The organism is Asticcacaulis aquaticus, from assembly GCF_028550415.1.
GTDB lineage: Bacteria > Pseudomonadota > Alphaproteobacteria > Caulobacterales > Caulobacteraceae > Asticcacaulis > Asticcacaulis aquaticus.
Genome location: NZ_JAQQKX010000006.1, coordinates 148,045 through 165,310, shown reverse-complemented (window position 1 = coordinate 165,310; position 17,266 = coordinate 148,045). Strand labels below are relative to the sequence as shown.

The 17,266-nt window shown below is 61.3% G+C and carries 16 protein-coding genes; 11 read left to right on the top strand and 5 right to left on the bottom strand.

Annotation, left to right across the window (positions count from 1 at the left end):
- Positions 1–5: 5 nt before the first annotated feature.
- Complete coding sequence (locus PQU92_RS09545) at positions 6–635, bottom strand: hypothetical protein (protein WP_272747984.1); 630 nt, start codon at positions 633–635, stop codon at positions 6–8.
- Positions 632–1,843 carry an acyltransferase family protein gene (locus PQU92_RS09540; protein ID WP_272747983.1) on the bottom strand — a complete coding sequence of 404 codons (1,212 nt, stop codon included), beginning with the start codon at positions 1,841–1,843 and terminating at the stop codon, positions 632–634. Before PQU92_RS09540 ends, PQU92_RS09545 begins: the two co-directional genes overlap by 4 nt.
- Before the next feature lie 244 nt (positions 1,844–2,087).
- Here PQU92_RS09540 and ykgO point away from each other — a divergent pair, with 244 nt between their 5' ends.
- From ykgO to PQU92_RS09525, 3 genes are all read left to right on the top strand, one after another.
- Positions 2,088–2,213 carry a type B 50S ribosomal protein L36 gene (gene ykgO, locus PQU92_RS09535; RefSeq protein WP_013479043.1) on the top strand — a complete coding sequence of 42 codons (126 nt, stop codon included), beginning with the start codon at positions 2,088–2,090 and terminating at the stop codon, positions 2,211–2,213.
- Between the two features lie 187 nt (positions 2,214–2,400).
- On the top strand, positions 2,401–2,664 hold the full coding sequence (gene gapR, locus PQU92_RS09530) for a nucleoid-associated protein GapR (RefSeq protein ID WP_023461209.1): 264 nt from the start codon (positions 2,401–2,403) through the stop codon (positions 2,662–2,664).
- A gap of 148 nt (positions 2,665–2,812) precedes the next feature.
- Positions 2,813–3,223 (top strand): hypothetical protein, encoded by a 411-nt coding sequence (locus PQU92_RS09525; protein ID WP_272747982.1) that lies wholly within the window; start codon positions 2,813–2,815, stop codon positions 3,221–3,223.
- Here PQU92_RS09525 and PQU92_RS09520 read toward each other — a convergent pair.
- Together PQU92_RS09520 and PQU92_RS09515 are read right to left on the bottom strand one after the other, a co-directional pair.
- Positions 3,220–4,704, bottom strand: a complete 1,485-nt coding sequence (locus tag PQU92_RS09520; protein WP_272747981.1) for a sigma-54-dependent transcriptional regulator — start codon at positions 4,702–4,704, stop codon at positions 3,220–3,222. The two genes, PQU92_RS09525 and PQU92_RS09520, sit on opposite strands and share 4 nt — an antisense overlap.
- A 148-nt stretch (positions 4,705–4,852) precedes the next feature.
- Positions 4,853–7,246, bottom strand: a complete 2,394-nt coding sequence (locus PQU92_RS09515) for a hypothetical protein (RefSeq protein WP_272747980.1) — start codon at positions 7,244–7,246, stop codon at positions 4,853–4,855.
- A 191-nt stretch (positions 7,247–7,437) separates the two neighbouring features.
- On the opposite strand from PQU92_RS09515, the gene PQU92_RS09510 reads away from it, so the two are divergent.
- Positions 7,438–9,486, top strand: a complete 2,049-nt coding sequence (locus PQU92_RS09510) for an AsmA family protein (RefSeq protein WP_272747979.1) — start codon at positions 7,438–7,440, stop codon at positions 9,484–9,486.
- 42 nt (positions 9,487–9,528) lie between these two features.
- On the top strand, positions 9,529–11,337 hold the full coding sequence (locus PQU92_RS09505) for a M3 family oligoendopeptidase (protein ID WP_272747978.1): 1,809 nt from the start codon (positions 9,529–9,531) through the stop codon (positions 11,335–11,337).
- Between the two features lie 212 nt (positions 11,338–11,549).
- On the opposite strand, the gene PQU92_RS09500 is transcribed toward PQU92_RS09505, so the two are convergent.
- Positions 11,550–12,209: a YitT family protein gene (locus PQU92_RS09500; protein ID WP_272747977.1), complete on the bottom strand. Its 660-nt coding sequence runs from the start codon at positions 12,207–12,209 to the stop codon at positions 11,550–11,552.
- 183 nt (positions 12,210–12,392) lie between these two features.
- Here PQU92_RS09500 and PQU92_RS09495 point away from each other — a divergent pair, with 183 nt between their 5' ends.
- From PQU92_RS09495 to PQU92_RS09470, 6 genes are all read left to right on the top strand, one after another.
- On the top strand, positions 12,393–12,635 hold the full coding sequence (locus PQU92_RS09495; RefSeq protein ID WP_272747976.1) for an aa3-type cytochrome c oxidase subunit IV: 243 nt from the start codon (positions 12,393–12,395) through the stop codon (positions 12,633–12,635).
- A 53-nt stretch (positions 12,636–12,688) separates the two neighbouring features.
- A complete protein-coding gene (locus tag PQU92_RS09490) occupies positions 12,689–13,495 on the top strand; it encodes a DUF817 domain-containing protein (protein WP_272747975.1) in 807 nt (268 codons plus the stop codon).
- A 63-nt stretch (positions 13,496–13,558) separates the two neighbouring features.
- Positions 13,559–14,143: a DUF4287 domain-containing protein gene (locus PQU92_RS09485; RefSeq protein WP_272747974.1), complete on the top strand. Its 585-nt coding sequence runs from the start codon at positions 13,559–13,561 to the stop codon at positions 14,141–14,143.
- Positions 14,144–14,304: 161 nt separating this feature from the next.
- Positions 14,305–15,432, top strand: a complete 1,128-nt coding sequence (locus PQU92_RS09480) for a Re/Si-specific NAD(P)(+) transhydrogenase subunit alpha (RefSeq protein ID WP_272747973.1) — start codon at positions 14,305–14,307, stop codon at positions 15,430–15,432.
- An 11-nt stretch (positions 15,433–15,443) separates the two neighbouring features.
- Positions 15,444–15,764 carry a proton-translocating transhydrogenase family protein gene (locus PQU92_RS09475; protein ID WP_272747972.1) on the top strand — a complete coding sequence of 107 codons (321 nt, stop codon included), beginning with the start codon at positions 15,444–15,446 and terminating at the stop codon, positions 15,762–15,764.
- Positions 15,764–17,182 carry an NAD(P)(+) transhydrogenase (Re/Si-specific) subunit beta gene (locus tag PQU92_RS09470; protein ID WP_272747971.1) on the top strand — a complete coding sequence of 473 codons (1,419 nt, stop codon included), beginning with the start codon at positions 15,764–15,766 and terminating at the stop codon, positions 17,180–17,182. The genes PQU92_RS09475 and PQU92_RS09470 overlap by 1 nt, the downstream gene beginning before the upstream one ends.
- The last annotated feature ends 84 nt before the right edge of the window (positions 17,183–17,266 follow it).

The following is a 17,266-nucleotide window of genomic DNA, read 5'->3' as shown; positions in this document are numbered from 1 at the left end:
GCGGTTCATCCACGCTTTGCCAGCCGCCACATGACGTAGCCCGGCACCCCCATCAGCCCGATCAGGGCCAGGGCCAGCCCCAGCAGGTACGACCCTATGTCATGGATGATAAAACCCAGCGTCGCGGCGGCGGCGAACCAGCCGATGGCGACGGCCATCAGCCACAGCTTACGCCGGATCATATAGGCGACGTACCATGCTCCGCCCTGCAAGGCGCAGATGACGATGGGGTAGATCAGCCAGATCAGCATGCTCTTTTCGCGCGTGGCGATGGTTCCAAAGACGAGGATCATCACCAGATTGACCAGCCCCGTCGAGGCATAGGCGGCGTTCATCGCCCGCGTTGCGACGCCGGCGGCCTGTTGCCCGCGTTCCTTGATGATGACCCAGATCATCGGCACCAGAAAGATGACGATGGGCAGGATCGCCGTCAAAAGCCCTGCCAGTGGCGGCAAGCGGTAAAAGCCTGCGATCTCACCCCAATAGACCAGACACTGAACGCCATAGGCCCCGCCGCCGACCATGAACAGCAGACCGGCCGAGCCCTGCGCCTTGGGGGCCTGATCGACCAGCGCCCGCACGAAGGCCAGATCGGCGCGGGTCGCTAATCCGTCATCACTTTCGTTCGTGCTCATATGGTTTGCGCCTTCAGTTTGGCCCTGGCGGGTTTCATGCGTTTGCCGTTCAGAATCGTCCCGATGAAACTGTACCTTACCAGAAGCTGATAGGTCGCGAGCGATATAAAGATCGTGCCGATGACGACCAGCGAAAACTTGGCTTCGGCGGGCCAGTCGAGGTCGAGCGCCAGATACTGCAAGACCAGCAACAGCGGCAGGTGGACGATATAGACCCAGTAGGACGAGTCCGCCACATAGCGCCAGAACGGATTGGGTCGATCCCAAAAGCGGAGGGCCAGCCCCGTCAGGCCCAGACACCACGCCCAGATACCCGACACATAGGCTGCCGCATAGAGCATCTGCGCCGGATAGCTGGCCATGTCGAACTTCGGCACGATGCCTTCGGACCACAGGCAGTAGGCCGTGAAACCGATGGCCGAAACGATACCGGTCAGCCACTGCTTTTTGATCGTCTCCAGCAACCCGACATTCCGGTGCAGCAACCAGCCGACGCCAAAGGCCGAACCGAAAGCCACCAGCGCCACAACATTGGGGGCGAGGCCCTTATCCGGGGTCGGGATACCGAACCAGTACATCCACGTCTGGGGCTGCGCCATCAGGATCAGGAACAGCGGCAGACCAAAGACCAGCGGGCTCAGACCCGATTTGATGGCCAGTCCAAACACCACATCCACCGCCCGACGCAGCGATCCGCCGCGATCGATAAAGGCGAACAATCCGCGCAACGGCACGAACACCGCGTAGAGGATCAGCAGGACATAGAGGAACCACAGGTGCGTCAGCGGAAAGGTCTCCGCCGTCAGGGGCGGTGGTGGCGCAGCGGGCTTCGACGCCAGTTCCGGATTGGCCTTCAACGCGGCCATGATCAGCAGGGTGATGATGATGGCCAGCACCGGTGTCCAGAAGACCGCCAGCGGCATGGCGATACGCTTGAGGCGGTTCATAGCAAAGGCTTTCGCGCCGTAGCGTTGGTACAGCAGCCGCGCGAAAAACCCAGCCAGCAGGAAGAACAGGCTCATACGGAACATATGGATGGTGAAAAACATCACCCCCAGCCCCGGCTCGACCGCCGTGTCGTTTACGATCCAGATATGCGGCGCCATATAGCCGAGCGTCGTGTGCAGGGCGACACCGAGAAACAACGCCCCGCCGCGCACGGCATCGAGCGCGTGATAGCGCCCCCCGTTGGTATATTCAGCACTCATAAGCCTCCGCCCTCCTCCGGCGGTCCGCGATCCAATTCACGCCACATTTAAACCAGTTTATAATTTAAACTAGTCTAAAAATGACATCGATATGAAAATCTGCAAAAACCCTGTCACGGATTGTTGACTTGGGCCGTTCGTTCGCGTAGGAACCGCGCCTCACTTACGGCTTGTCAGTGGCGCTTCCCTTTCGGGTCGAGCGTTTCTTCGGGCCTCAGGCACATTTTTTACAAAGGTTGGGACCATGAAAGTCCGTAGCTCGCTCAAGTCGCTCAAGACCCGTCACCGGGACTGCAAGATCGTGCGCCGCAAGGGCGTGGTCTATGTCATCAACAAGACCGACCCGCGCTTCAAGGCCAAGCAAGGCTAATTGAAGCCATCCTTCGGGATGCTTACAGTTTAAAAAGCGCTTGGAGCCCTGCTCTAGGCGCTTTTTCTGTTGGCCGGACGCTCGATTTCTATCCACAGCAATCGAATCCAGCGCGAATCACCCTGCATTGAGCGACCGATTCGCTTCGGCTATGGTGCCGCCACATACCCCATTAAGGATAGTTGCCATGGCCGACGATCAGCACCCCGACGTTATCACCGCTGCCGCCCAGGGCCGCCTGCGCACGATCATCGAGCGCATCGAGCGTCTGGAAGAAGACAAGGCCGCCATCTCCGGCGACCTGAAAGAGGTCTATGACGAGGCCAAGGGCGAAGGCTTCGATGTGAAGATTCTGCGCAAGGTCGTGCGCTTGCGCAAGCAGGACAAGGTCAAGCGCGAGGAAGAAGAAGCGCTGCTCGACCTCTATCTGTCGGCCATCGGCGGGATTTAAGTAAGCAAGAAACCCCACCACCATCTGCGCTACGCTTGATGCCCCCCCTCCCCGACAAGTCGGGGAGGTATAATGTAGCTTGATCTTTGCTATCTGAGCGCCTTTGATGGCCCGATGAGCCGCCTGCCCGTACATTCAGGCCTAACCGATGGCGTTTAAATCGAAAACGCCTTCAAAAGGCTTGCGGCAAAAGACACCGCTTCAGACCAAAAAGCCGTTGCAATCGAAAGCCGGGTTCAAAGCGAAACCCGCCGCACCTGCCGCGCTCCCTTCCCCGCTCGATCAGAAAAAAACGCTGCAACGCCAGACGATCCGCGCGCTGGAACGCGCGAAGAAAGCCGCGCTTGAGGCCGGAGTCGATCTGTCGGACTGGGAATCAGACTTCATCGACGGCGTTACCGAACGCGTAAAAACCTATGGCCGCGCCTTCGCCGATCCGGACAAGGGCGCGATGAACGGCACCCTATCGCTGCTGCAAGGGCAGAAGCTGCGCGAAATCCGCAAGAAGGTGAAGGACAAGGCCAACCGAGAGACACCAGAGTCTTCCGACGAAGCCTAGCCCACTTCCTTGACCAGACCTTCGAGGCCGCAGTCACGCACCTTGCGATACAGGGTCGAGCGGCCGATACCGAGACGGCGGGCGACTTCGGACATATGACCGGCATAGACGCTGATGGCGTGCTCGATCAGGTCGCGCTCGATGTCCTCCAGCTTGCGCAGGTGGCCCGCACCATCAAGGATCTTCACCGGCTGATCGGTCATGCCGGCATCCATCGCCTCAAGCTGGCTGATCGCCGCCTGATGCTCGGCGATGACGGGGGGCACAGGCGCGGTGAACAACGGCAGGGCGGTGGAAACCGGCAGGCTCTGGCCCGAAATGGCCGGGAAGTCGTAGGCCTGAAGGTGCGGCGTGTCAGACAGGACGATGGCGCGATAGACCGTGTTTTCCAACTGACGCACATTGCCGGGCCAGTCGTAGCCGCACAGCAGTTGCAAAGCGTCCGGCGCGACACCGGTGACGCGTTTGCCCTCCTCGATATTGAACCGGCGGATGAAGTGCTCGATCAGGGCCGGAATATCCTCGCGGCGTTCGCGCAATGACGGCGCCTCTACCGGGAAGACATTGAGACGATAGAACAAATCTTCGCGGAAGGCGCCCGCCTTGACCTGATCCGCCAGATTGCGGTTAGTCGCCGAAATGATGCGGACATCGACCTTGACCGGGCGCTTCGAGCCGATCGGATCGATCTCGCCTTCCTGTAAGGCGCGCAGCAGCTTGACCTGCATGTCGAGCGGCAGTTCACCGACCTCGTCGAGGAACAGGGTACCGCCATGGGCCTCCTGAAACTTGCCGAGGTGCTTGTCCGACGCGCCGGTGAACGAGCCCTTTTCGTGCCCGAACAGGATCGATTCGACCAGATTGGCCGGCAGCGCGCCGCAGTTGACGGCGACGAACGGCTTACCCGCGCGATCCGACGACCCCTGGATGGCGCGCGCAATCAGTTCCTTACCGACGCCGCTTTCGCCGAGGATAAGGACAGGGATGCCCGACTTGGCGGCGCGTTCGCCCAGACGGCGGACCATGGTCATGGCCGGTGACGCGCCGACCAGATCGTCGAACGAGGTGCGGTTGGCGGCGTGCTTCTTGAGGCGCGACACTTCCGCGACCATGTCGCCCATCTGCAGGGCGTTTCTGACGCTGACCAGAATGCGTTCCGGCGAGGCGGGCTTGATGAAGAAGTCCTGCGCCCCGGCCTGCATGGCCTTGACGACCGTGTCGATGCCGCCGGATGCGGTCAGCACCACCACCGGCGTGCGGATGCCCGCGGCGCGGATGTCCTTGAGGGTGTCGATGCCCGACTGCCCCGGCATGACCAGATCGAGGATCACCGCATCGATGCCCGAGGTTGTCGACAGCCGGTCATAGGCCTGCGGCCCGTTTTCGGCATGCAGGACGTGAAACCCCTCGCGCTCCAGCACGGCCTGAATCAGGCGGCGTTGCGTGGGATCGTCGTCACAGATCAGGATCGTCTTAGCCATTTCAGCACACCATCTCATCATCGGTTTCCGTCCCGCTGCGGTGCGGATACGGATTATTTTGAGACAGGTTTACCCCAACACCCTGAAAATCCCGTTGAAAGACAAGGTTAATGTCCCGTTGAGAGACGACCTGTGGCCCAGGATGACCTCAGGTGATCCACTGGCTCAGCGTCTTGGTGGTGCACGTCTCGCCCTTACATCGGACAATGAATGCCCCCCCGACCCATGAGGCCGACCACGCGACGTAAAACGACGAACCGTCGGGCGAAGCGAAAATCGTCGTCACCTGCGGCGGATAGAAGGGCGCCTCACCGCGCCCCAGATGATCGAGGTCGGCGGGCGAATAGACGATCAGCCGGAAGGGTGTTTGTACGATACCGGAAAATATGTCTCGCGCCGAAACGATGAACATCGTCCCGCGCGGCCCCTGCGGCACAGCCCCGCCAAGGGTAGCGGACAAAATATCGTCCAGTGCATTCGACGCCTTCTTCCCACGTGGTGCCACGACGATGGCGCCGGCATCGTGTCCCATCAACTGTCTGAGAATGATACGGGCGATCTGATCGGTGCGGGGATCGGTGTTCGTTTTGTAAGCCGTCAGAGGCAGGGGATCGCGGCCATCGACTACGCCGTCGCCGTCACTGTCGGCTTTATTCGGGTCAAGGCCGATGCGCCGCTCTTCGATATCGGCCAGACCGTCGCCATCGCGATCGGCGCGCAATTCGGCCAGCGGGATATCGAGATAAAGGCCGTCGGCCTGGCGTTTGAACTGCGTATTGACGGGCGGAAAGATAATCGTGTCGGGATCGATCTCACGCACCTTGACTTCCAGTTGCAGACGGTCGTCCCGGATCAGCGGCAGATGCGACCCCGGCGTCACCACATAGGGAAAATGCTGTTGCATCCCCAGATAAAGCGGCGCCTCCCATATACCCTTGCGTTTAAGCCCCAACCACAGGCCGAACGCCGGAAGCTCACCCGACATATCGTATTCGCCTGAGGCAAAGACGACCGCGGCATCCTCGCCCGACGCCTCATATCTCAGGACGTAGTCCATGCGTTCGGGCAGTTGCGCCGATTTCGGGACCTCGGGCGCCTCGTCGCCCTGCCACGCGGTGACACCGTCCGGCAGGGGTTTTTCGGTCCATACCACCGGCGTGGGCGACGCGACGTGGACCGGGCCAGCGATAGCGGCTTTCAACCGTTCGGTTTCGATCGTTCGGGCCGCCGCGATACGTCCTGCCCACTCTGCCTGACGCGCCCGAACCGTATCAGGGATCTGCGCCTCACGACCCTGCCACAGCGACTCGTCCTCGCTAATATAGCGATACTCGCCCTGCGACCTCAGCCACGCCGCCATATCGGCGTAGCCAGCCGCCTGAAGGCGACGCGCGACGATTTCACGCTCGGACGCGGAATGCTGCGCCATTTGAAACAGAGGGCTATCCCCCTGAAGGCCCCCGGAATAGATTTTATTGCCGCAGGTGTCGGCTCCCTTCTTTTGCCGGTCCGATTGGTCGAGATAGAGGGTGAACAGAGCGGCATCAGGGACCGTTGGCTTAAGTGCTTCGCGCACCGGATCAAACAGCGACACCGGCGATGCCTTACGCCATCCCGCCGGCAGGGCGAAGGCCCACAGGGCGCGCGCCTCGGTTTCATGCCCCTCGACCCACAGAGCCGCCGCCATCCGATCGGCAAAGGCCAGACTGTCCCCGGCCTGACGGCACTGATCGTCCGGCGCCCAGTCCATCGGCAGGAACGGCAGTCTGGCGCGTACCGCGTCGGGATAGGCAAGATATCGTTCGACGGCCGCGTGCGTCAGCCCCAGACTCAACATCTCATCCAGCAGGTGCTGGGCGATCTGCAGACGCCAGGCCTGACCGGCGGGCGTCTCGGCCATCCGCGCTTCAGTGGTTTCCAGTACGGCATAGACCAGACCGCTCATTTCATCCTGTGTGCCCGAGAAACGGGCCTGATCGAACAGCAACGGCGGAAGTCCCGTCGGATCGTCGGGCACTTTCAGCAAAGCGGCGGCCAGAAAGCTGGTGTCCGCGCCATACTCATAGAAATGCTGCAGCAGGGACAGGGCGGCGGGATGGGCCTCGATCAGCGGGATTTGAGCCGCCACTTCGCCCCGCAACGCCGCCGTTTCAAGAATGGCCGACAACAGCCCACCCGTCGGTTCCGTCGGCGTCAGTTGCCGGACGCGGTCGTAAAGTGGTGTGCCCGGTGCGAAGACGCAGGAACTCGCGGTCTCGCAGGTATGGAAATAGACCACACTATCGACGATCAGCTCGGCATATTCGCCCGCTCGGGCCGGATCGAGCCGGAGGCGGCGGGCGAAATCCGCTACCGCTGCTTCCCGCGTAGGCGCCGCTTTCGCCGCTACGTAAAGCTGATCTTCAAAATTCCCGGCAACCACCGTGCTGTAGGAAGCGCTGCTCTCTTCGAGAAATGCCTGCCATGACTTCGGGAGCTCTGCCGCCGCGGGCGATGCGACGAACAGGATTATGAGTGTAGATAGACTGAGTTTGAGCCGCATCTTTCCCCCCGATGTCATGCCTTATGGGGGCAAGATTTATCACGAAACACCGGCTTGTAAACCGGGCGTTGCAGTGGATCGGCACGCGCCGGTGACCGTCTATAGAGAAATGGGCGGTAAACCCTGATCGATTCCTGATGCCGCCGGTGCCTAGGGTAGAGTCCCTCCTCTAATCCCTCGGTATGCCCAACTTGTCGTCGTTTAAAGACCGTGCCAGCGATTTCAGCCGCAAGGCCCGCGCCGACATAGCCGGGGCCAGTGCGGCAATGTGGGCGTGGATCAAGGCGACACCCAAACGCGTGCGACAACTATCCGCGCCGATCCGCTGGACCATCGGCATCGTTCTGGCGCTGCTGATCGCGCTGATCCTGTTTCTGGCCAACTCTAACTGGGACTGGTTCCGACCGACGCTTTCCTCGATCATTTCCGGCAAGACCCACCGTCCGGTGCAGATCACCGGACCATTGCGCGTCCACCTGTTCAGCTTTACGCCCAACGCCACGATCGGCGGACTTAAGATCGGTCAGCCGGACTGGCATAAAGACCAGACGAACCTTGCCGATATCGACGGACTGGCGGTCAGGGCAGAGCTGATGCCTTTGTTTATCGGGCGCATCGTCCTGCAACGGCTGGAGGTCACCCGGCCCAATGTTGCGCTCTATCAGGACAAGACCGGCCGCGCCAACTGGGATTTCAGTGACGGCAAGGTCAAGGGGAAGCCGACCAAACTGCCGCCGATCAAGGATTTCATCATCACCGACGGCAAGATCCACCTGACCAGCCTCCAGCGTAAGATGGTCTTCACAGGCACGATCGACGCGCGCGAAAAGGCCGGTAGCGACAAGCAGGCGTTCAATATCAGCGGCGACGGGACGCTCAACGGGCGTGAATTCGAGTTGAAAGCCTTCGGCGGGCCACTGCTCAATGTGCGGACGTCGCAGCCCTATCCGTTCGACATGACCGTGCGCGCCGGATCGACGCGCCTGACCGCCAAAGGCCGCGTCATCCACCCGTTCAATCTGGGACAGGTCGATGCCAATGTCTCGGTCAGCGGCCACAGCCTGGCCGACCTTTATTACCTGACCGGTCTGACCCTGCCCAATACCCCGCCCTATAAGATATCGGCCAAGGTCACGCGCAACGAGCGCACCTACGACATCGCCGGGATCAATGGCAAGGTCGGCGGCAGCGACCTGCACGGCAATCTGAAGGTCGATATCCGCGATGACGGGCGTCCCTATCTGACGGGCGACCTGAACTCGAAAATGCTCGATTTCGAAGACCTCGGCTCGCTGTTCGGGGCGACCGCAGCCAATGCACCCGCCGCGCCCGAATTGGTCGCGGACCCAAAAGCCACCACTGGCCGCCGCGTCCTTCCCAACGCCACGCTCGATATCGAACGCGTGCGCGGCATGGACGCGAAGGTCACATATAAAGCCGCCTCAGTGCGCGCGCGTCCAAACCTGCCGCTGCGCGCCGTCAGCCTTGGGGTGTCGCTGGATAAGGGGTTGCTGACACTCGATCCCATCGACATCGGTTTCCCGCAAGGCCGCCTGACCGGCACGGCGGAGATCAATGCCCGCACAGCCAACCAGAGCAACACCGTCGATCTGCGCGTGACAGGTCTGGCAGTCCAGCAATGGCTGCCCGATTTTCAGGGCACTAAACCTTTGGAGGGTCGCCTGAACGCCCGCGTTCGCGCCACTGGCGGCGGCAATTCGGTACACAAGGCGGCGGCCAATGCCGATGGTCAGGTCGCGGTCGTCATGTCCGGCGGCAAGGTGCGGCAGAGCCTCGCCGAACTGCTGGGGGTCAATGCCACAAAAGGCCTATTCCAGCTTCTGTCGAAAGACCCCAAGGAAACCGACGTGCGCTGTGCCATCGCCACCTTCAATGTACAGAACGGCGTCATGCGCGCCGAGCACATCGTCTTCGATACGGGGGTGGTTCTGGTCAATGGTCAGGGTTCGATCAACCTCAATGACGAGAGCCTGAAACTGGTCTTCAAGGGCAAGCCGAAAAAGTTCCGTCTGATCCGCATCAATGCCCCCATCGTCATCGGCGGCCATCTGTCGAAACCGACCGTCGGTATTCAGGCCGGTCCGGCAATTATTCAGGGTGGGCTGGCAGCGGCGCTGCAATCGGTCGTGCCGTTCCTCAGCCTCGATACGGCGGACGATGCCAACTGCGCGGGCCTGATTTCGGAGGCCCGGGCCGATGGGGCACCGGCAGGGCGATAAATCCCCCTCGATTTTAGATTTTGTTTTGGCTATGTCCGGCACATGACACAGATCACCCCTGCCCTCGACATCGATTCGCCCGACACGCTCCCGATCTGGGACCTGACCGACCTCTATAGCGGCCCGGAAGACCCCAAGATCGCCGCTGACTTCGACGCCGCCGCCGCGGCCCTGAAAGAGCTCGGCAAGCTTCAGGGTAATTTCATCGCCTCGCGCGGCAATCCCGAGCGTCTCGGCCTGTCGATCGATCAGGCGGCGACCCTTTATGAGCGCGCCTCGGACCTGATGGGCGGGGCGCTGGCCTTCACCACCCTGTCCTCGACCATCGCCCGCGAAGACGCCCACGTCGCCAAGCTGGAGGCCGACCTGCGCAACAAGGCGGCGCTGATCTCGACCGACAGCCTGTTCCTGTCGCTGGAACTGAACCAGCTTGAGGACTGGGAGATCGAGCAGGCCCTGCGCGCCACCGAAAAGGCGCAGAAATGGCGGCCGTGGCTGCGCCGCATCCGCGCCAGCCGTCCGCACGAACTGTCCGCCGACCTCGAAAAGTTGCTGCTGGAAAAGATGCCCGGCGTCGCCCAATGGGTGCGTCTGTTCGACGAAACGCTTACCCGGTTGCGCGCCAAGGTCGGCAAGGAAACCCTGACGCTGAACGACGCCCTGACGCGGCTGGGTTCGCCCGATGCCAAGGTGCGCAAGGCCGCCGCCACGGGCCTGTCCGAAGCGCTGAAAGACAATGCGCCGGTGCTGGCGCTGGCGCTCAATACGCTGGCGTTTGAAAAGCAGGTCGAAGACCGCTGGCGCAAATATCCGACTCCTGCCGCCTCGCGCCATCTGGCCAACGAGGTCGATGCCGATGCCGTTGACGCCATGGCCGATGCGGTCGGCGAGTCCTACGCCGCCCTGTCGCACCGCTACTATGCGCTCAAAGCGAAGATCATGGGTCGCAAATCGCTCGATTTCTGGGACCGCAACGCGCCGCTAACCACGACCGAGCAGAAGAAATACAGCTGGACCGAAGCCAAACAGATCGTGCTCGATTCGTTTGCCAGGATGGGCCCGGAATTCGCCGCCCGTGCCCAGACCTTCTTCGACCGCCCGTGGATCGATGCCGCCCCGCGCGAAGGCAAGTCGTCGGGGGCCTACGCCCACCCGGTATCGTCGAGCCACCACCCTTATGTCATGCTCAACTTCACCGGCGAACGCCGTGAGGTCTTGACGCTGGCGCACGAACTGGGCCACGCGGTGCATCAGACTCTGGCTGCGCCGCTGGGCTCGATCCTCGCCGACACGCCGCTGACCCTGGCCGAGACCGCCTCGATCTTCGCCGAAGGGCTGGTGTTCGAATATCTGGTCGCCGACGCGACGCCGGACGAAAAGAAGGCCCTGCTGGCCGGCAAGATCGAAGACGGTCTCAACAGCGTCATCCGCCAGATCGCCTTCCACCGCTTCGAGGAAAAGTTCCACGCCCTGCGGCTTGAGGGCGAGGTCTCGATCGATCAGATCAACGCTCTGTGGCTGGAGATCATGGGCGAAAGCCTCGGCCCGGCGATTACGCTGAATGAGGGGTATGAATATTGGTGGGCCTATATCAGCCACTTCGTCCACGCGCCGTTCTACGTCTATGCCTATGCGTTCGGTGACCTGCTGGTTTCGGCTTTGATGGAAAAACGCCGTGAAAACCCCGAAGGCTTTACGCCACTGTACGAACAACTGCTCAGCGCGGGCGGCACGAAGACCTATACCGAAGCTCTGGCCCCGTTCGGCATGAACCCGCGCGAGAAGGCGTTCTGGGAAATGGGCTGCGCCCGGTTGAAGGGCCTGATCGATCAGTTCGAGGCGCTTATATAATCATACCTCCCCAACTTGTTGGGGTACATTGAAGGCGAAAGTACAGCTTTCGCCAAACGATGGGACCGCACGAGCCACGAAGTGGTGAGATGTGGTGGTGGGGGGGCTTACTTACTTACGATAGCTCCCGCTGAACCTCAGCAAGACACCCCACCACCACGCCCTTCAGGCGCGGTCCCCCTCCCCGGCATAGCCAGGGAGGTATAAGATTCTCAATGCCCGATATAACGTTCCGGCTTGTGCCAGCTCATCATGACCCCGCTCATGGCCGCCGCCGAGAGGATCGAGTACAGCAACTGTTCGCCGTTCAGAACGAAGAACGACGACCCCACGATCAGGGCGTCGATGACCAGTTGCGTCTTACCCGCATTAATGCCGCGCGTCTTTTGCAGATAGAGGCAAAGGACCCCTGTACCGCCTGCTCCGGCACCGTGTCGCGCCAGTGACAATATCCCCATCCCGATGATCGTCCCGCCGAACAGGGCCGCGAACAGGGGCTGCACGTAATCGATATGTACCGCCAGCGGCATAAGTACGCCCAACGCCATGATCGAAGCCGACACGATCACTGTCTTGATCATGAACAAACGACCCATGCCCAGATAGGCGAAGACGAAAAACGGCACATTGATCAGCATAAACAGCACACCGACCGGCAGCGGCACGAGGTAAGAGACCAGCAGCGCTATCCCCGCCACCCCGCCGGTGACCAGCCCCACGGCTTTCAGCAGTACGATCCCCAGCACAATCATCGAACAGCCGATGGCGAAGGCATAGGCATCCTCCAGCGGCGTATGGCGGATACGCAACTCCGAACCGTCAGACGTGTGTCCCGGCTTCAGTCGCCCGAAAAATCTAGTCAGAAGCGCCATATCCCAACCTGTAAGAAATGGCCCTGCCGTGCGTCACCCTGTGTAGATGCAGTCGCATCTTTATATTCTCATTTGAAACCAGTTTTACGCTATTTCAGGCGCACCGTCCATCGCCCCGTTGACCGATCCGCGCACCTTTTGTAAGAACGGATAACAAACCTATTCTCTTTCAGGAAACGCATCATGGCCGCAGATCATTCGGGCGACTACCACAAGGGTGAGATGGACATCCACGAACAGGCCGCGACCTTCGACATGTTCACCGGCATGGCCAAGTGGGGCAGCCTCGTGATCGCCGTCGGCCTCCTGTTCTTCACCGTCTGGTTCGCCGTCAAGGGCGCGGGCTTCATCCCCGCCGCCATCTCGGCGTTCGTCGTGGCCGTCGTCGGCTTTCTGGCCCTGAAAAAAGGCGCCAACGCGCACTGATCACGGTGAGCGATAATCGAAACCGCGAAAGGCCCCACCCGCTGGGGCCTTTTTTGCAAGCGCCGCGCCGGTTCATTCACCGCGCGCTGAGCCACCTCCCCGCGCCTCTGGCCGAATTCATTCTGTTCGGCCTGAAAATGGCATGGTCGTGCCTGTTCGGCGCGGCGATGCTGGCCTTGCTGATCGTCACGCACCTCTTCTGGCCCGCCGACGCGCCCCTCTATCGTTACGACTTCCTGTTCGCCGCCGCGGTGACGATCCAGATTCTCATGCTGCTCACCCGACTGGAAAGCCTTGAGGAAGCCCGCGTGATCTTTCTCTATCACGTGGTCGGCACGGCGATGGAGATCTTCAAGACGCATATGGGGTCGTGGACCTATCCCGAAGCCGCCCTGATTCGTCTGGGCGAGGTGCCTCTGTTCACCGGCTTCATGTATGCCTGTGTCGGCTCGTTCATCGCGCGAGCCAGTCGCGTCATGGACCTGCGCTATACGCACTATCCGCCACTATGGGCGACGGTTGGGCTGGCCATATTGATCTATGTCAATTTCTTCACCCACCACTATGTGGTCGACATCCGTTATCTCCTGTTCGCGGGGATAGGCGGATTGTTCTGGCGCACATGGATCGTGTTTCGCGTCGATAAGGTCGATCGGAAGATGCCCTTCCTGCTGGCCAATTTTCTGACCGCGTTTTTCCTGTGGGTGTCGGAAAACATCGGTACCCTTACCAAAACCTGGACCTATCCCGGGCAGGAAACCTGGCATCTGGTCAGCCTGCACAAACTCGGCGCGTGGGCGCTGCTGCTCGTCCTCAGCTTCGTCATGGTCAGTCTGGTAATCCGACCGAAAGCGCCATAACGCGCACGTGACTATCGTCCTGACCAAACACGGTTATAAAGAAAACCAAAGATGGGGCCACACATGACGAATCTCACAGCCAAAAATCTGACTGACAGGCAGCAAAAATGGTTCGCTTCGGTTCAGGCGTCGCTGGAGCGCGACACCGGCAAGACTCTGGCCGAATGGGTCGAGATCGTGAAAACGCAGTGCCCGGAGACCAAACCCCGTGCCCGCAGCGTCTGGCTGAAGGAAAATTACGGCCTCGGCGTCAACCGCGCCGCGCAGATCCTCGACGCCGCCTACCCTTCCGCCGACGCCTGGGATGAACCCGACGCCTTGCGGGCCGCCCTGTGGACCGATCCGGCGGCCACGGCCATCCTCAACGCCGTTGAGGCCGCCGTCGCGGATTTCGACGGCCTCGTGCCCACCCAGCGCAAGGGATTTTCAGCCTTTTCGCGCAAGGTGCAGTTCGCCGCCGTACGCCCGATCAAGGGCGGCGACGTCTGGCTCGGCCTCGCTATTGCACCGGATGCCGACGCCCGCCTCGAACCCGCGGGCAAGGAGGGATGGTCCGAGCGGTTGACCAGTAAAATTCGCCTGTCACACCCGGACGATGTGGATAGCGCTATCACGGCCTGGCTTAGGGTGGCTTACGAAAGATCATGACGGCGCAAGGCCGACCCTAGGCGCTTAATTTAGAGAAACTCAGCTATCTGTCTTTACTTGAGCGCGCTTTGCCCCTATTGGGCCACAGATAGTAAAAGCGTAATATGTTGCAATTGAAAGGATTTTTCTGAATAAATCAGACAAATCCGGGGAGGAACACCTTGCCAGTGACGATAGGAATACTGAAGGAGGTTGTGGCCGGGGAGACGCGCGTGGGCGCGACGCCGGACACGGTCAAAAAGTGGGTCGGTGCCGGTCAGCGCGTCATTATCGAAAGCGGCGCCGGTGTGGCCGCCGCCTTTACCGACGAGGCCTATATTGCCGCCGGGGCAGAGATCGTCAGCGCAACGGACGCCCAGGGGGCTGACATCGTGCTCAAGGTCCGCGCCCCGCAAGCCGGTGACATCAAGGGTTTTAAATCCGGTGCGACCGTCATCGCGCTGCTCGACGCCTATCGTGAAAAGGACGCGCTAAAGGCGTTGGCCGACACCGGTGTCACGGCCTATGCGATGGAATTCGTGCCACGCATCACCCGCGCTCAGGTCATGGACGCCCTGTCGTCTCAGGCCAACCTCGCCGGCTATCGCGCCGTCATCGAGGCCGCGCATCTGTACGGCAAGGCCTTCCCGATGATGATGACCGCCGCGGGCACCGTCGCCCCGGCCAAGGTCTTCGTCATGGGCGTCGGCGTCGCGGGCCTTCAGGCCATCGCCACGGCCCGTCGTCTGGGCGCGGTCGTCACCGCTACCGACGTCCGCCCGGCGACTAAGGAACAGGTCGAATCGCTCGGGGCAAAATTCATCGCCGTCGAGGACGAAGAGTTCAAAAACGCCCAAACCGCTGGCGGCTACGCCAAGGAAATGTCGGCGGAATATAAGGCCAAACAGGCCGATCTGGTCACCAGCCATATCGGTAAGCAGGACATCGTCATCACCACGGCCCTGATTCCCGGTCGCGCGGCCCCGGTGCTGGTCAATGCCGCTCAGGTCGCCTCGATGAAGCCCGGCTCGGTGCTGGTCGACCTCGCCGCGCCGCAGGGTGGTAATGTCGAAGGCACGCTTGCCGATACCGTCGTCGATGCCAACGGCGTGAAAATCTACGGCCCGTCGAACATCGTCACGGCCATCGCCAACGACGCCTCGGCGCTCTACGCCAAGAACCTGCAGGCCTTTGTCGGCCTGCTGATCAACAAGGAAGGCCAGATTGCACCGGACTTCGAGGACGAGATCCTCAAGGCCGCGCTGGTCACGCAAAACGGTGCCGTCGTGCACCCGAATCTTCAGAATTAGGGAGGGACACCGTGGAACACATCAACCCCACCGTCTTCCATTTCGCCATCTTCGTGCTGGCGGTCTTTGTCGGCTACTACGTCGTCTGGTCGGTGACCCCGGCCCTGCATACGCCGCTGATGGCCGTCACCAACGCCATCTCCTCGGTCATCATCGTGGGCGCCCTGATCGCCACCGCCGCCTCGGGCTTCGGCGCGGGCGCATGGGTATCCAAAGGCTCCGGCGCCATCGCTTCGGCGCTGGCGGCCGTCAATATCTTCGGCGGCTTCATGGTCACGCGCCGGATGCTGGCCATGTACAAGAAAAAAGAAAAGAAGGCGGAGGCAAAGTAATGAGTTTCGCTGATTTCTCCGCCCTCGCTTACCTCGTGTCGGGCGTGCTGTTCATCCTGGCTCTGCGCGGCCTCTCCTCGCCCGAGACCTCGCGTCAGGGTAATCTCTACGGCATGGTCGGCATGGCCATCGCCATCGGCGTTACCCTGCTCGGCCTGTTCATCGGGCAGCAGCTCGACGGCGTGACCCTCGCGCTCATCCTCGGCGGCGTGGCCGTCGGCGGGTTTGCCGGCGCGACCATCGCCAAAAAGGTCTCCATGACTTCGATGCCGCAACTGGTTGCCGCCTTCCACTCGCTGGTCGGTCTGTCAGCCTGTCTGGTCGCCGTGGGCGCGCTCTATGCCCCCGACGCCTTCCATATCGACTCAGGCCTCGGCATCAAGACGCAGTCGCTGATCGAACTGTCGCTCGGTGTCGCCATCGGCGCGATCACCTTCACCGGCTCGGTCATCGCCTTTGCCAAGCTCAACGGCAATATGTCCGGCGCGCCGATCATCCTGCCCGCCCGGCATCTGATCAATATCGTGCTGGGCCTGGCGGTGTTCGCCCTGATTGGCGTCCTCATCGCCACCGCCGGTCAGGCGCAGTGGGCCTTCTGGGGCATCTTCCTGATCGCTCTGGTACTGGGCATCACCCTGATCATCCCGATCGGCGGGGCCGACATGCCGGTCGTCGTCTCGATGCTCAACTCCTATTCCGGCTGGGCCGCGGCGGCGCTGGGCTTCACGCTGGAAAACGTTGCCCTGATCATCACTGGCGCGCTGGTCGGTTCCTCGGGCGCGATCCTCAGCTACATCATGTGCAAGGGCATGAACCGCAGCTTCATCAGCGTCATTCTTGGCGGTTTCGGTGCCGATGCGGGCGCAGCCGCCGGTGGCGGTCACGTCGAAACCCGTCCGGTGAAGCAAGGCTCCGCCGACGATGCCGCCTTCATCATGAAGAACGCCTCGAAGGTCATCATCGTCCCCGGCTACGGCATGGCGGTGGCTCAGGCCCAGCACGCCCTGCGTGAAATGGCCGACAAGCTCAAAGAGGAAGGCGTCGAGGTCAAATACGCCATCCACCCCGTCGCCGGTCGGATGCCCGGCCACATGAACGTCCTGCTGGCCGAAGCCAATGTCCCCTATGACGAGGTGTTCGAGCTTGAGGACATCAACTCCGAGTTCGCCACGGCGGACGTCGCCTTCGTCATCGGGGCCAACGACGTCACCAACCCGGCGGCCAAGACCGATCCGACCTCGGCCATCTTCGGTATGCCGATCCTCGACGTCGAAAAGGCTCAGACGGTTCTCTTCGTCAAACGCGGCATGTCGTCGGGCTATGCCGGGGTCGAGAACGAACTCTTCTTCCGCGACAACACCATGATGCTGTTTGCCGATGCGAAGAAGATGGTCGAAGGGATTGTGAAGGCACTTTAGATAAGGCAAGGGGCCATAATGGCCCCTTGACCCCAGAACTGGCGCAGGCGGCAACGTCTGCGCCTTTTTCGTGCGTTATATCGC

Coding starts and splice junctions, on each gene's coding strand:
- PQU92_RS09545 (WP_272747984.1), bottom strand. CDS start 635: ATGAGCACGAACGAAAGTGATGACGGATTAGCGACCCGCGCCGATCTG.
- PQU92_RS09540 (WP_272747983.1), bottom strand. CDS start 1,843: ATGAGTGCTGAATATACCAACGGGGGGCGCTATCACGCGCTCGATGCC.
- ykgO (WP_013479043.1), top strand. CDS start 2,088: ATGAAAGTCCGTAGCTCGCTCAAGTCGCTCAAGACCCGTCACCGGGAC.
- gapR (WP_023461209.1), top strand. CDS start 2,401: ATGGCCGACGATCAGCACCCCGACGTTATCACCGCTGCCGCCCAGGGC.
- PQU92_RS09525 (WP_272747982.1), top strand. CDS start 2,813: ATGGCGTTTAAATCGAAAACGCCTTCAAAAGGCTTGCGGCAAAAGACA.
- PQU92_RS09520 (WP_272747981.1), bottom strand. CDS start 4,704: ATGGCTAAGACGATCCTGATCTGTGACGACGATCCCACGCAACGCCGC.
- PQU92_RS09515 (WP_272747980.1), bottom strand. CDS start 7,246: ATGCGGCTCAAACTCAGTCTATCTACACTCATAATCCTGTTCGTCGCA.
- PQU92_RS09505 (WP_272747978.1), top strand. CDS start 9,529: ATGACACAGATCACCCCTGCCCTCGACATCGATTCGCCCGACACGCTC.
- PQU92_RS09500 (WP_272747977.1), bottom strand. CDS start 12,209: ATGGCGCTTCTGACTAGATTTTTCGGGCGACTGAAGCCGGGACACACG.
- PQU92_RS09495 (WP_272747976.1), top strand. CDS start 12,393: ATGGCCGCAGATCATTCGGGCGACTACCACAAGGGTGAGATGGACATC.
- PQU92_RS09485 (WP_272747974.1), top strand. CDS start 13,559: ATGACGAATCTCACAGCCAAAAATCTGACTGACAGGCAGCAAAAATGG.
- PQU92_RS09470 (WP_272747971.1), top strand. CDS start 15,764: ATGAGTTTCGCTGATTTCTCCGCCCTCGCTTACCTCGTGTCGGGCGTG.